The 13386-nt window shown below is 36.2% G+C and carries 16 protein-coding genes and 1 pseudogene; all 17 read left to right on the plus strand.

The features are described 5' to 3' along the window. Positions 1–10: 10 nt before the first annotated feature. The 17 genes and pseudogenes from MHI43_RS13090 (at position 11) to MHI43_RS13170 (ending at position 13297) form a co-directional block, all read left to right on the plus strand. The gene (locus tag MHI43_RS13090; protein WP_051425372.1) at positions 11–874 is read left to right on the plus strand and encodes a hypothetical protein; all 864 of its coding nucleotides are present in this window, start codon (positions 11–13) and stop codon (positions 872–874) included. A gap of 995 nt (positions 875–1869) precedes the next feature. After that, on the plus strand, positions 1870–2805 hold the full coding sequence (locus MHI43_RS13095; protein WP_341283266.1) for a sugar phosphate isomerase/epimerase family protein: 936 nt from the start codon (positions 1870–1872) through the stop codon (positions 2803–2805). A gap of 152 nt (positions 2806–2957) precedes the next feature. Then, positions 2958–3413: a hypothetical protein gene (locus tag MHI43_RS13100; protein ID WP_036663575.1), complete on the plus strand. Its 456-nt coding sequence runs from the start codon at positions 2958–2960 to the stop codon at positions 3411–3413. 83 nt (positions 3414–3496) lie between these two features. After that, a complete protein-coding gene (locus tag MHI43_RS13105; RefSeq protein WP_036663573.1) occupies positions 3497–3874 on the plus strand; it encodes a hypothetical protein in 378 nt (125 codons plus the stop codon). 233 nt (positions 3875–4107) lie between these two features. Next, positions 4108–4581, plus strand: a complete 474-nt coding sequence (locus tag MHI43_RS13110; protein ID WP_036663570.1) for a hypothetical protein — start codon at positions 4108–4110, stop codon at positions 4579–4581. Positions 4582–4792: 211 nt separating this feature from the next. Continuing rightward, positions 4793–5560 carry a nucleotidyltransferase domain-containing protein gene (locus MHI43_RS13115; RefSeq protein ID WP_036663566.1) on the plus strand — a complete coding sequence of 256 codons (768 nt, stop codon included), beginning with the start codon at positions 4793–4795 and terminating at the stop codon, positions 5558–5560. A 232-nt stretch (positions 5561–5792) separates the two neighbouring features. After that, positions 5793–6023 (plus strand): hypothetical protein, encoded by a 231-nt coding sequence (locus MHI43_RS13120; RefSeq protein ID WP_015734815.1) that lies wholly within the window; start codon positions 5793–5795, stop codon positions 6021–6023. Positions 6024–6317: 294 nt separating this feature from the next. Beyond that, positions 6318–6701 carry a hypothetical protein gene (locus tag MHI43_RS13125; RefSeq protein WP_235201817.1) on the plus strand — a complete coding sequence of 128 codons (384 nt, stop codon included), beginning with the start codon at positions 6318–6320 and terminating at the stop codon, positions 6699–6701. Positions 6702–6713: 12 nt separating this feature from the next. Beyond that, on the plus strand, positions 6714–6950 hold the full coding sequence (locus tag MHI43_RS13130; RefSeq protein WP_235201816.1) for a hypothetical protein: 237 nt from the start codon (positions 6714–6716) through the stop codon (positions 6948–6950). Positions 6951–7121: 171 nt separating this feature from the next. After that, complete coding sequence (locus MHI43_RS13135) at positions 7122–7718, plus strand: chemotaxis protein (protein ID WP_036663562.1); 597 nt, start codon at positions 7122–7124, stop codon at positions 7716–7718. 203 nt (positions 7719–7921) lie between these two features. Continuing rightward, positions 7922–8575: a lysozyme inhibitor LprI family protein gene (locus tag MHI43_RS13140; protein WP_036663558.1), complete on the plus strand. Its 654-nt coding sequence runs from the start codon at positions 7922–7924 to the stop codon at positions 8573–8575. A gap of 229 nt (positions 8576–8804) precedes the next feature. Beyond that, positions 8805–9236, plus strand: a complete 432-nt coding sequence (locus tag MHI43_RS13145) for a GNAT family N-acetyltransferase (RefSeq protein WP_036663556.1) — start codon at positions 8805–8807, stop codon at positions 9234–9236. A gap of 79 nt (positions 9237–9315) precedes the next feature. Next, a complete protein-coding gene (locus MHI43_RS13150; RefSeq protein WP_036663553.1) occupies positions 9316–9876 on the plus strand; it encodes a histidine phosphatase family protein in 561 nt (186 codons plus the stop codon). 89 nt (positions 9877–9965) lie between these two features. Then, positions 9966–10472: pseudogene (locus MHI43_RS13155) on the plus strand (chemotaxis protein); the annotation flags it as partial. A 325-nt stretch (positions 10473–10797) separates the two neighbouring features. After that, positions 10798–11262 (plus strand): DUF2691 family protein, encoded by a 465-nt coding sequence (locus tag MHI43_RS13160; RefSeq protein WP_036663548.1) that lies wholly within the window; start codon positions 10798–10800, stop codon positions 11260–11262. Between the two features lie 231 nt (positions 11263–11493). Next, positions 11494–12096 (plus strand): hypothetical protein, encoded by a 603-nt coding sequence (locus MHI43_RS13165; protein WP_015734822.1) that lies wholly within the window; start codon positions 11494–11496, stop codon positions 12094–12096. A 748-nt stretch (positions 12097–12844) separates the two neighbouring features. After that, on the plus strand, positions 12845–13297 hold the full coding sequence (locus tag MHI43_RS13170) for a VOC family protein (protein ID WP_036663545.1): 453 nt from the start codon (positions 12845–12847) through the stop codon (positions 13295–13297). Positions 13298–13386: the final 89 nt, after the last annotated feature.

Genomic DNA, 13386 nt, shown 5'->3' on the forward strand with positions numbered 1-13386 from the left:
AGTGAATAGAATGGATTTACTTACCCCTATTGTTTCAGAGGAAAGAATGCACCACAATTTTAAAGTTCTCTTGGGAGAACCTGATACACATAAAGTTTTGAATAGCTGGGCGTCAGGATTTATAGATCGAGATAACAAGTTTGTAGAACAATTTCAAACAACATTCAATTCAAGTTTTTGGGAAATATATCTATATGCTGTACTGGGCAATTTAGGGTTCAATATAGACTTTTCATATAATACTCCTGATTTCATTGCCACAAAAAGCAAACAAAACGTAATTATAGAAGCAGTAACAACAAACAATCCTAAACACGGAACACCAGAGCATGAAAGAATGAAGGCTCTAGAAAGGTACGAGATAGATTCATTAACTAAATCAGGTAGGGAAAAAATCTATGGAGAAGTCGTAGCACTAGCAACTGAGAGAATTTTAAATAGTGTCAAGAATAAGTCTGATCATTATTTGCGTAAGTACTCAAAGCTTGAACACGTAAAAGGCAAACCTTTCGTTTTAGCCATAGGAGCATTTGAGCAACCTTTGTTCTACTATCAAGGAATTGGAGCAATTCAAAAAGTCAAATATGGTATAAGTAATGCAGAGTATAGAAATGGATCTCCTTTTTTTGAATATGAGGAGCAAATCAAGAAGCAGAATTCTGAAGCAATGATTCCTCTAGGTCTATTTAAAGATAATAAATTTAGCCATATTAGTGCTATCATTTTTAGCCCTGTTGCAACTTTTGGAAAACTCAGAGCCCTTCAGTCGAAAAAATTAAAAGGAGTACTTTTTGAAACATATAATTATAACGATTATTCTACAAAAGGAACTATAGAATTGAAAAAGCATAAAGATTACCGAGAATTTCAATGACGGCAATTGAATCGCATAACATTATATTCACGCTGCGGGGCTTACGCCCCATGGTCGTCCGATGTATAATTATGGGGTATAATCAGACGACACACGAGCCGGCCTAAGATAAGAGCTATCTAAGGCCGGCTCGCGTCGTGAATACGAGAACGTTATGTGAAACCAGCGAAAACTCTGATAAAGGAGTCATTATAATGTTTGAATACAACCTTATTACAACAAAGAATAGTGTTAAGCCGAATTATGATATTAGCAATAAAGATTTTTGTTTTGAGATATATGTTAGCCCTGGTGAAGAAGTATGCCTATTGGGAAAAATAGATAATAACTATATTTGCTGGTGTTCGATAACCAAGGTCACACAATTAAATACTAATGAAGAAATAATCAATTACTTGCTATCACAATCCACTGAGCGACTGTATTCAAGCCACTTTCAAGTGTTAGGATCTCATTATGAAGAAATTCGAAAGTGGCACTCTTTTATTGTTACAAAGCATTGGCACAAAGATCATTACTGGTATAGGTCTCCTGTAAGTAATTGCTTTTTCGGTACTCCTCCCTATAATAATGGTTCGTTTTTGGCGAGAGAAATACAGAAATTCTTTCTGATGGAGCTCAGTAAGTGTCAATATCGACTTATTGATAATGTTTATGTAAAGGTACTTAGTAGATATAAAGATATCTTAATGAAGGAGAATAGCCCGGAATATTATCATGAGATGTTACCCATCAAAGAGATCATAAATTCAGAAAGTTATCTAAAGTTATGCTCTAATGATGAAATCAGAATTTTATATCTGGAATGTTTTGACCAATGTACTAATTTATATAATTTGTATATGACTGCTTCACGTTAAACCCATAAGTAATTCGAGGAAGTCGTTGGAATCACATAACACCATATTCACGCATCGGGCATTCGCCCTTGGTCCGGCAGGAGATATTGGCAGGGAAGCATGAGTAGTCGGACACACTCGACTTCGTCTAGCGTCGTGAATTCTCAAGGAACGTTATACGTAAATACTCAAATCGAAATTAATCTTTTTTCTAAATCAGCACATCTGCTTTTTCAGGTGAACTTAAAGAACATGAATCATTTCCTTAAGAGAAAAGGAGCGTTTAATATGATTAGTATCTATGATTGGTTCGGATATGAACTGCCTATTGAAGAACGATATCGCTTGATCAAGAAAGTAGGTTTTGATGGGGTAATGTTGTGGTGGAGTGAAGGCTTTGGTCGTGGAGAATACCGAAGCGGAGCACGACTTGCACGAGAAGCGGGGCTAACGATAGAGAATATTCATGCCCCCATCGAAAATCAAAATGATCTTTGGTTAGCTAATTTGGCGGGTGAAGATTTGGTCAATTGCTATCTGGAATGTATTGAAGACTGTTCGAATCTAGAAATACCAACAATGGTCATACATCTTCCGGATGAAGAACATATACATAACCCCATTGCTATGGATAGATTTAAACACATTGTGGACAGAGCGGAACAGCGAGGAGTTAACCTTGCTTTAGAGAACTTATGGAATTTAACAAATTTGACACACGTATTGAGCGAAGTGGAATCGCCGCAAGTCGGTTTTTGTTACGATGCAAGTCACCACTATCGATACTATCCAGAATACGATTTTTTGTCCGTATACGGTGAACGATTAAAAGCTATGCACCTGCATGATAATAACGGAAGCTACGCTCAACATGGATTGCCTTTTGATGGCACGCTTGACTGGGATGTAATTATGCGAAAAATAGTAGAGGTTAATTATACAGGACCCATCTCCATTGAAGCAATGAACTGGGATTATCTTAACCTGTCTGTTGAAGAATTTTTAGTAAGAGCATTTAAACAAGCAAAAAAGTTAGAACAAATAAAGTTGGAATACAGCAGCCTTTCAAAGCAGAGCAGTAACTACGTATAACATAATATTCAAGCTGCGGGCATTCGCCCTGGGTCCGGCAGTCGCCGGACACCCAGGATACGCTGGGTCGTGAATACAGGAACGTTATGTGAAATTGATCAGGTATATAAACATTTAAATAACTTTCCAAAACGACGAAAGTAGGAAATAGCATGGAAGTACATAAAAGTATATCTAATAACGAAATACTCAAAGAATTCAAAAATATTATGGGTGTTAGCTTGATGAATAATGCTGCCAATACCTGTAATATTGAACAACATATTTCAGTGGCAAGTGTTCTTTGGCCAGAAATAGTTGAGGTGAATGACTATATATTTATTTCTGAATTCTATAATAACAATATTGAAAATCTTGAAGTACAGTTTAATAAGAACAGGAAACAAATTGAGCAGTTCGTAAATAGTTGGTCTTTATATGACTTCTTCTTTTTATCTGTTAATGAATCAATCAATAACGAAAAGATACTAATGGAATTCGGAAATATATTGAAGTTCTTCTGGGAATTGAGATTAAAAGAATTATATAAGGAGAGGGAAGTCGTTGTGGAAATTGGCAATAACATAATGGGTGAAAACGGAATGACAATAACTTTGTATCAAGCATAGTCGAAGAAGTGACCAACATCACATAACACGTGAATACAACAACGTTAAATGAAAGGGCTGAAGGGCGGTGAAGTTCTAAATCAATGAAACCAGAAATGAAGTATAAACTAATGATATTTCTTTCAAGTATAAGTTCCCTCTCAACAATGCTTGGAATTCTTTTTTTAATCGGCGTGCCATTCTCAAAGCCAGCAGTTATTGGAGTCGTAATTGGTATAGTTTATGGATCATTCGCAAACTCAAATGATTATAAGAGCAGAGATAAATATATAGGAGTAATCGCTGTAATTGCATTAATAACTATGCTTCTTTTAATAAATAAAAATAATACTGAGTTGGTTTTGAAAATATTATTGATAGCTCCATTATTATTTTTGATTATTTTAGTAAGTGACTATTTTAATAAGCAATCGTATATTAGGTATTTAAAGAATATAGAGAATCAGAATAATGATATGTAATTTCAAGGAAGTCAGCCCCATCATCTAACACTATATCCACGCATCGGGTCGACTCCGTCGTCCCTCGGTCCGGCAGGAGCCAGATGTGGTTCGATGATGCATTTCATAATGCAGCCGGACACATCCGCACCACCTAACCGCATTGCTGCCGGAACTGGCGGGTCTTTAAGTCGGTGGGACGTCGTAACGTTAGGCGAAATATCCGCAGTAATAAATCTTTAAGGACTGATTCAATGGAAATATCAAATAATAAAATCAATGAAATTCTTAAGAAAGAGTATACTCTTAAATATCATGATAAATCTGAATTAATTGATGTAGTATGGCCAGACTTTGTGGAGGTAGAAGGTTGCATTGTAATAAAGAAAAACACTGAAAATAATGTAGGAATTAATATTGAACATATTATTCACCAGTTTGGGGATCGAACTGGATTTGAAGCAAGTGAAAGTCATGTTCATATGATAGATATTTCAAATACCTTTAAAAAACATCCTTTAGAAGGTTTAAAGTTTGCAAAGAAGCTATTAGAAATGTGGTCCACTAAACTAAAAATTGATTTTCCAGAGTATGAATTTATCCTTATCTTAACTTATCATGATGATGATACAATTTTACGTTTTCATAGATTAAGAGAATCAGAGACTTGGATAAACATTAATAATATAGAAGAGTTTGAAGAAGGGATCATTATTAGGAAAGTGTAATAGAAGAAGGCAGATACCTCGCCTAACATAGTATCTACGCTGCGGGCTTTGCCCTTGGTTCGCAAGTGGTATTAAACAAAGGGGTGTACTCAGCTCACAACCCTGCGAGGCTAAGTCCGTCGGACCCGGTCGCGTGCGCTCCCTTAAGCCTCTCGGGTTCGTAGATATAACAACGTTACCGAAAGAAGTTCTTAGTATAGGAGGAGTCTATATGATATTAGAAAAAGTTATAAATAGAATTGCAATACAAAGTGAATATAAGGATTTTGTTGATAAGTATATAAATCATATACTTACCGAATTTAAAGGTAAGATTCATAGCATTTATATGTGTGGCTCGATTCCAAAAGGAACTGCTAAACCTTTTAAGTCAGATGCAGACTTTACTATTGTATGTGTAAATCCCAAAGATATTGATTACGAAAGATTGTCAAATATTAAAGACAGGCTTTTGGAAGAATATCCAATAGTAACTAAGATTGATACGATAATTTGCTCGATTGACGATGTATTAAGTAAACCGAATGAGTGGGGTTTTTGGGTTAAGATAATTTGTGTTTGCATGTATGGTCATGACATTGGTGAAAAAGTACCACCGATCATTATTTCTCCAGAGTTCATTCTAGACTTAAATACAGAGACCAAGGAAGAAGTAGATCGTGTACGTCGTTCACTTTCTACTGCTAGTGATCACACGATGAAAACTAGATATATTAAAGGGTATTCGAAGAGATTAATTCGTGCATTATACTCTTTGGTTTTAGAAGATACAGGTGTATGGCAAGATGACATTATTAAGATGAAGAATGCCATATTAAACTATTGTGAGATTGACTCCGCTTTAGTTGATTATCTGTATGCTTGTTACTTGGATAGTGATGTACTTGTTGAAGAGTTTCTGGGAATTGCAGATGAAGTATATAGCTATTTTGAGAACGCCTTAAATACAATGGCTGCTTCCAGAACTTCCCTCGGCTAACACCATATTGACGCTCGGGGTCACTCTGTAGAAGCGAGTGACCCCATCCAGCCCCCTAAGCCCGTCGGGATGTCACTGCATTAGGTGTTCGGCAAGCCTCACAACTATAAGCAGCGACTCTATGGGGCCAGGACGTCGTGAATACAAGAACGTTAGGCGGAAACTCTCAAAACATTAGCAACAATTATGATAATACCTCTAAATATTGAATAAAACATAAGGAATATCAAACATGAAAAGGTTCTCTGTTCAGAAGTCAGAATGGTCTGATAAACGTGAAGAAGACTATAAAAAAGAATGTTTTAATATAGTGTATGAATTTGGTCATAAATTGAATGTTGAGGATGACCGAGTATTTTTAATGATGAGTGAAATGAATATTGAAATATTGAAACCATTAAAGTTCGGTTCATTTTGGTATGAAACATGGCTAGAGATCAGAAAAATTTATAAAATAGATTAGTATAATAATGATTGAACGAGAAGAAAATGAAACGATAATTTAAATAACGAAAAACTTTATAACGACCATGTATTAGGTAGTAATTCATAGAAGTGAGAGCATCGCCTAACATAGTATCTACGCTTCGGGCCATCGGGTCCTCGGTTCGCAAGATGAGGGTAACAGAGAGGTTTATTCAGCCCACAACCCTGTGAGGCTAAGTCCGTCGGCCCCGCGCTGACGCTCCTTTAAGCCTCTCGTGTTCGTGGATACAATAACGTTAGGCGAAATCATTATAAAGAAGGAAACCATTATATGAACATTAGGGGAATTATCCTTGAAGGGTTTTCAAACGCGGGTAAAACATCGCTTCTTAAAGCGATAAAACAATATCAAGCGATTGACGAATCAGCCGAGTTGAGCATCGTTATACTTGGTGAACATTATTCTCAGATTCTGAATAATGTTCATGGGGAGTTTGTTCGATTATCAAGAGATCAACATCTTGAACTATTAAGAGATAGAGTTGATATGCTAAAGAATTTAAATGATTGGGCGATTAATTTAGGACCCTGGAAAAGAAAATCTAGAGGACTCTTTTTTGTATTAGAGAGGTTCCATTTAAATCATCGAGTCGCATTCTCGGATTCAGAAGATACAGAAATAACTAGCATTGAGAACGATTTAAATAAAATATGAGCTAAATGTATCTTGTTAACTATATCTAATGATATTGTTGAAGAAAGAATAATGAGCAGAAATCCAAATAACTGGATTAACAAATCAAGAGAAGATATTGATGCGGCGTGCAAAGAATTAATCGAAACCCAAAATAGACTCAGAATTCAATCGTCCAAATCAATGGTACCAACAATTGAAATAAACACTGATAATAAAGAATGGGATAAGTATGCAAGATTAATCATGGAAGAAAATGACTTCGCCTAACATAATATTCACGCTTCGGGGCATTCGCCCCTCGGTCCGGCCGGAGTAAGAAGAGGATTCGGGGAGGCAATTGACATTAGCAGGGAAACGATTTCAGCTGGACGCATACGACTAAATCGTGAACACGAGAACGTTATCTGAAAGATACGCTTATAAGTGAGGGTGATTCGTTTGAAGCAAGGACAGATTGTGTTCTTGAACGGAACTTCAAGTGCAGGAAAGACTAGTATTTCTATGGAACTGATCAATCAGAAAGAGATTCTTTTTCATCATTTATCCATAGATGATTTTTTTCATAATTTCAATGATCTTATTAATAACAAATTTCCAGATTTAAAACTAGTAAAAGAATTGGATGATGTAGTTATCGGACAAATAATGTTTGATCCTATAATCTCCATGTACTACGCCACAATTAAACTGTTTTTAGAATATGGTCTGAATGTAATCGTCGATACCGTAATCGAAAATGACAAGTGGTTTAATGATTATCTTGATGTACTTATTGATTATCCTACATTATTCGTAGGTGTAATATGCTCGAAAGAAGAACTCACAAGAAGAGAGCAACTCAGAGGAGATCGAATGATTGGACTAGCAAATTCCCAGTTCGACAAAGTATATTGCTTTAATGAATATGACCTTGAAGTAAATACTGAAGAGTTGAATCCAACAGAATGTGCCGAAAAGATATTAAATTTTATTAAGTCCGATCAGGATTACTCGGCATTTAAGAAATTAAGTAAAAGAAATGTTAGTAGTTCATAAAAGGCATACCCATCAGATAACACCATATTCAAGCTGTGGGGCTATCGCCCCTGGGTTGTCAGATGAATAATCATGGAAGAAGCTCAGTCAACAAACGACCCAGCCTAAGATAAGAGCTATCTAAGGCGGGGGCGTTTCGTGAATACAGAAACGTTATGCGCAATTACCGTAAATATTAAAGATAATATTTAAGGAGATCATTTATGAAAGGTAAGATACTCTTATTATTTTTAATTACGATAGTGTTTTCATCTTGTCAAAATATTAGTCAATCGACTACCTTGAACAGCGAAACAACATCAATAGTGAATTCTGAACTGCCACCTGATGTAGCGAGTACAGGTAATGGAACAGAATCGAAAGAAATAACTGAAGGTCGGTCAGATCCTTCTAACAATGAAGTGTTAACCATGAGCATTGGGAACCTTGATTTGAAAGGAGAATTTTATGATGAAATGCTTCGAAATCCTATAGATCATGATTATGAGGTGGAATTTAATGAATTTCAAAATTCCAAAGAGATTATTACAACATTAGAATGGGGGGCGTTTGAAAGCAAATATACAGAGATTTGGGATGATGAGTTAGATCATATATATAAAAAGCTTCTTTCTAAGTTGGATAGAGAACCAAGAGAAGCACTAATTGAATCGCAGAAAGAATGGTTACAGTATCACTTAAGGGAAACAAAATTTGTAGAGAAGACATTTATTAATAATGGTTACCTTGGATCACAAGGGTCGGTAAGCCTAGGCAGGGTTATAAAGGAGAGGATTAGGGAAAGAACAATGCAATTATTTGAATATCGATATTTGCTCGATGGTGAAGTTGAGTTTTTATACCAAAGCAGAAAATAGCGTTGGAATCTTGATCAAAGGTTTTAGGTGATGCTTCGAAGACAGTAACGGCGCATAACAATGTATTCAAGCTGCGGGGCTATCACCCCTTGGTTGTCAGATGTATAATCATGGAAGAACACTCAGACAACACACGACCCGTCCTAAGATAAGAGCTATCTAAGGCTGGTTCGCGTCATAGATACGGGAATGTTATGTTAAATCAGCCTAAATACAGAGGAGAATGTGAATGATAATTCGTGAAGCTGAAACAAATGACGCCGAAGCTATTGAACGACTATATAAAGAGTTGCTTCCAAACAACACAAAAATAAAAGTGTTGGAAGATAGAATAGAAGAAATTAAACAAGATCCTAATAGTTTCTTGTTCATTTGCGAAGTAGACCAAGAGACCGTTGCAACTGCACATCTGCATCTATGTTTAGATGCGTTGATAGAGTCACAACCTTTTGGGGTTGTAGAACGTGTAATTGTATCTGGAAACAGACAAGGTCAAGGTTATGGATCGCTCATTATGAAGCATATTGAAGAGCTGTGTATTTCAAGGGGTTGTGTTAAGGTCTTTTTAACCAGCGGAGCTTCGAGGAAGCAAGCACACGAGTTCTATACAAAGTTAGGTTATGACGGTGATTCGAGTAAAGCCTTTAAGAAGTACTTATAATTTTTGAAAATTTTGAAATATATATACGTTATGTGAAATCACAGCAAACTATTTATCAGAGCGACTCAAGGAGGTCTGTATGGAAACCATTATCTATATGGTTAGGCATGCCGAATCACCATATGATGAAGGAGATGAAAGAACAAGAGGCCTTACCGCAAAGGGTAAGGTGGATGCTGAAAAAGTAACGAAGTTACTTGGTGGTGAAGGAATAGACATCATAATTTCAAGTCCATATTCTAGAGCAGTACTGAGTGTTGAGGGATTGGCTCAGCATTTAAACGTAGAGATCGAAACATTTGAAGATCTAAGGGAACGTCATTTTGCTTCGGATTATATTATTGATTTAATGTCTGAAATCAGAAATAATTTCCACAAACCTGAATATGCCTTACCAGGTGGCGAATCTAATTTAGATTGTCAGAAAAGGTCAATTGCAGTGCTCAAAACCATATTAAAAGAGCACAAAGGGAAGAAAATTGCTATTGGAACACACGGTCTTGCAATGACTTTGATGATGAATCATTTTGATTCAAATTATGGCTTAGATTTCTTAGATCAATTAAAGAAACCGGATATCTATAAAATGCAATTTGAAGACTTAGTATTAAAAGAAGTAAAAAGAATATGGTATGAATAGATTTATGTAAGTTTATCGAGGAGGAATGTGACATCACATAACAATATGTTCAGCATCGGGGCATACGCCCTCGGTCGCCAGAGATATTTCTTTTTCATCATTTGTCAATAGATGATTTTTTTAATAATTTCAATGAATTTATTGATAAAAAATTCCCGGATTTTAAACCTACAAGAGAAGTAGATGATCACGTTGTCGCACAAATCATTTTTGATCCCATAATCTCAATGTACTATTCGACAATTAAATTGTTTTCAGAAATGGGTTTGAATGTAATCGCAGATACGGTAATCGATAATGATAAGAGGTTTAATGAGTGCCTTGATGTATTTTTTGATCAGCCTACATTATTTATAGGTGTTATGTGCTCAAAAGAAGAACTCATGAGAAGAGAGCAAATAAGAGGAGATCGACAGATTGGGCTTGCAAATTCCCAGTTTGACAAAGTATATTGCTTTAATGAATATGACCTTGAAGTAAACACTGAAGAGTTGAATCCAAGTGAATGCGCCGAAAAGATATTAAGTTTTATCAAGTCCGATAAGGAGTACTCGGTATTTAAGAAATTAAGTAAAAGAAATGTTAGCGTTTCATAGAAGACGTATCCATCAGATATCACGATATTCACTCATCGGGGCTACCCCATCGGTCCGCTCGAGGGATTTCGAGGAAGCGAAATCAGGCGGACACATCTGCGAGGCTTTTGTAACAATTGAGGATGATCTAATAAATGTAGATTTGGGTAGCCTTAATTCTATGACTAAAAATCTTCTTGTTAAAGCTAACATAATATTTATGCTGCGGCTCGTTAAGAGCCTGGGTATGCAAGAAGGATTTCGGAGAGGTATTTCAGCAGACAACCTCTTTTGGAGTTCAACGTTATCCGAAATCTTTGCAGGTAAAGAATAAGGAGAAGAGTAGATGAAAAGAGGAATTAGTTTTGAAATTCCAAATGAATACGGAAGATTTCTCGAAGATATCTTAAAACCGTTTAAAGTAGAGGATTATGATTGGTGGATTGGTGGGGAAGAGTCATACATTATACTAGATGGCAAACTGGATGCACTTTTTTCAGGTTTAATTGAATGTATGGAAGGTGAAACACTAAGAAACGTTATAAAGAACAATGATTATTATTTAATATTTCAAGATCTTAAAGCTTTTCCTAAAGGCAGTAAACCAATTGAAATTAAAACTTACGACGAATTTCTCAGAAGCAACTGCGAATTGGCATTATTAGTTGTCGATAGTTCTTATACAACAATCTATTGCAAGAATGTCGAGTTAGTAGAAGGGCTGTATTCTAACGCAAGAAATCAGGACTATACAAATATAGAATACATAACCGACGAGAATGATTTCAGAACAGGCCTTACTGTATGGTAAGGAATTATTAATGCAAGTAAATTAGGAGGCAGAGACATCGGATAACATTATAATCCTACATCGTCGCTGACGCTACTTGGTCGCCAAGTGGGATATCGGAGAAGCTTAATCATGCCACACAATTAACCAGCTAAGTCTATCGACCCGGCAACTTAGTTGCCTTAAGCCGTTTGAACATTAGGAATACGCGAACGTTATCAGACATAATCTGCACGAATACGAGGTAATTAAATGAAAAAAAATATCGCAATCATACTGATGGTTGGATTGATAATAAGCATGTACTTCAACTATCAATTCAAAGAGTACAAAGACAATCAAAAAGTTGATTACACTATTAAACTAAATCATGGAATACAAATTGGTATAAAAGAATCAATTCAGAATTTAGATTATGTGATAAAAAGCTTAGAGGACAATTCTTCGAAGGAAACAGTCATTTACACATTAGGAAATTTGGCAGTATCTTTGAAAGTTGGTGAAGAATCATTCACTTTTCTTGATTCCGATTTCAAGGAAGATAAATTATCATCAACATATTTAATCTATAGTGTGTTTAGAGATATGTATTGGTATATAAGAGCAGATATCACAGACGACATTTTATCGAATAAGGTGTCGCTTGAAGAAGAATCGAGAAATCAACTTATTAAGGATATAAGAGTTCTTAAACATGATTTGGAGTATATTGATAGTCAATTTGACGAGGACATTCTGAAAGAACAAAGTCCTAAGTGGATTGAAAATAAATGGAAAGAATTAATTGGAGAGATTGTAAGTAGAAATACAGATTTTAAGTTATATGAAAGAATCAGAACGAAGTACAATTTATAAGTAGTACTACCTAACCGCATTGCGGCAAGTCGCTGCACTCCTTACCTATTTGGATCATTCATTCTTGTACTTTTAACTTACATTAATAATAACCACAAGAGAAAGTAAAAACCCACCCTAAGGTTGACCGCCAAAGGTGTGGTTTCCGATCGTAAATGACTAAGAAGGGATTACCCATCCAAGCCAATTGGATGGACCGAGTGTTAGCGCACTTGGTCTTTATTAAATATAAAATACCATAATTGAAAAGATGTATCAAAGAACTAATTGAGTTAGAGAACGATATATAGACTGAAATTGAAAGTTATTCGAAGATGGCATACGCATCAGATAACATCGTATCTACGATCCGGGTCGTTCGGACTTGATTCGCGAGAAGTTGTAGGCAGAGAAGACTGGTATAGGTATCATAAGGATTATTTAGATATCAAGGAACAGTATGAGACTCTTTTTTTGATTGGAAGTAAAGAGGTCTTTGTAAACATTTCTATTGATAGTAGAGAAGTAAGGGATGAAGGAAGAAACTTATATCTACGTTATCCAGGTTATCATGCTCATGAACATATAGATTATTATGAAAGAAGAAAACACACTAAAGACTATAAGCCGGTTGGATGGTCTCTATGCTTAGATTTTTATGATCGTGAGCTCTGGGAGAGATGAACATCGCCATAATATTCATGCGGCGGTGCTTTCACCCCGTGGTCGTCCCATGTAAATAAATTTGTACACTTAAGGAGATAAGGCAATGGCAAACAACAAATTACTAAGAATGGACAATGTGGGCATCGTCGTAGAATCCCTTGATGACGCAATCTCTTTCTTCGAGGAGATTGGCTTGAAGCTCGAAGGGCGAGCCACGGTCGAAGGTGAATGGGCTGGTCGCGTAACCGGACTGGGTTCTCAGTCCGTAGAGATTGCTATGATGGTTACCCCAGATGGCCACAGCCGAATTGAGCTTTCGCGGTTTCTCACCCCACCTACTATATCAGATCACCGGACTGCTCCTGTAAACGCCCTCGGTTATCTACGCGTGATGTTCACCGTGGAAGACATTGACGAAATGATATCCAGACTCACTAAGCATGGTGCTCAGCTCGTTGGCGAAATCGTTCAGTATGAGGACTCGTATCGGCTCTGCTACATTCGTGGAACCGAAGGACTTCTAGTCGGTTTGGCGGAACAACTCGGTAACAAATAAGTAACTGACGTTTTATAAACGTCAGTTACGGAAATATACATTTCTAGAGTATAAATAGATAAAGAAAAACAGTGAGAAAGTAACTCAAA

The sequence above is a fragment of the Paenibacillus sp. FSL H8-0457 genome (genome assembly GCF_038051935.1).
In the GTDB taxonomy this organism is placed as follows: domain Bacteria; phylum Bacillota; class Bacilli; order Paenibacillales; family Paenibacillaceae; genus Paenibacillus_AQ; species Paenibacillus_AQ lautus_A.

What these genes read in the sequence shown, in the direction of transcription:
- MHI43_RS13105 (WP_036663573.1), top strand. Translation starts at nt 3,497, where the DNA reads ATGAAACCAGAAATGAAGTATAAACTAATGATATTTCTTTCAAGTATA.
- MHI43_RS13160 (WP_036663548.1), top strand. Translation starts at nt 10,798, where the DNA reads ATGAAAAGAGGAATTAGTTTTGAAATTCCAAATGAATACGGAAGATTT.
- MHI43_RS13125 (WP_235201817.1), top strand. Translation starts at nt 6,318, where the DNA reads ATGAACATTAGGGGAATTATCCTTGAAGGGTTTTCAAACGCGGGTAAA.
- MHI43_RS13120 (WP_015734815.1), top strand. Translation starts at nt 5,793, where the DNA reads ATGAAAAGGTTCTCTGTTCAGAAGTCAGAATGGTCTGATAAACGTGAA.
- MHI43_RS13145 (WP_036663556.1), top strand. Translation starts at nt 8,805, where the DNA reads ATGATAATTCGTGAAGCTGAAACAAATGACGCCGAAGCTATTGAACGA.
- MHI43_RS13100 (WP_036663575.1), top strand. Translation starts at nt 2,958, where the DNA reads ATGGAAGTACATAAAAGTATATCTAATAACGAAATACTCAAAGAATTC.
- MHI43_RS13110 (WP_036663570.1), top strand. Translation starts at nt 4,108, where the DNA reads ATGGAAATATCAAATAATAAAATCAATGAAATTCTTAAGAAAGAGTAT.
- MHI43_RS13150 (WP_036663553.1), top strand. Translation starts at nt 9,316, where the DNA reads ATGGAAACCATTATCTATATGGTTAGGCATGCCGAATCACCATATGAT.
- MHI43_RS13090 (WP_051425372.1), top strand. Translation starts at nt 11, where the DNA reads ATGGATTTACTTACCCCTATTGTTTCAGAGGAAAGAATGCACCACAAT.
- MHI43_RS13165 (WP_015734822.1), top strand. Translation starts at nt 11,494, where the DNA reads ATGAAAAAAAATATCGCAATCATACTGATGGTTGGATTGATAATAAGC.
- MHI43_RS13170 (WP_036663545.1), top strand. Translation starts at nt 12,845, where the DNA reads ATGGCAAACAACAAATTACTAAGAATGGACAATGTGGGCATCGTCGTA.
- MHI43_RS13115 (WP_036663566.1), top strand. Translation starts at nt 4,793, where the DNA reads ATGATATTAGAAAAAGTTATAAATAGAATTGCAATACAAAGTGAATAT.
- MHI43_RS13140 (WP_036663558.1), top strand. Translation starts at nt 7,922, where the DNA reads ATGAAAGGTAAGATACTCTTATTATTTTTAATTACGATAGTGTTTTCA.